The 262-nt window shown below is 63.4% G+C and carries 1 protein-coding gene; it reads right to left on the bottom strand.

Annotation, left to right across the window (positions count from 1 at the left end):
• Positions 1-262 (bottom strand): thiamine pyrophosphate-binding protein (locus tag AC4IFT_RS22540; protein ID WP_490752969.1); only part of this gene is annotated, 262 nt, incomplete at both ends.

Consider the following 262-nt stretch of genomic DNA (forward strand, 5'->3'; position numbering starts at 1 on the left):
TCATGGGTGCCGGCCTTGTTCGGCGAACCGAAGCCGATAACGGTCTTGCACATCAGCAGCGACGGCTTGTCGGTCACCTTGCGGGCTTCTTCAATCGCGGCCTTGATGGCGTCCGGGTTGTGGCCGTCGACGTTGCGCACCACGTGCCAGCCGTAGGCTTCGAAACGCAGGGCGGTGTCGTCGGTGAACCAGCCGTCGACGTGGCCGTCGATGGAGATGCCGTTGTCATCGTAGAAGGCGGTCAGCTTGCCGAGCTTGAGGG

The organism is Providencia sp. UF-183, assembly GCF_058246155.1.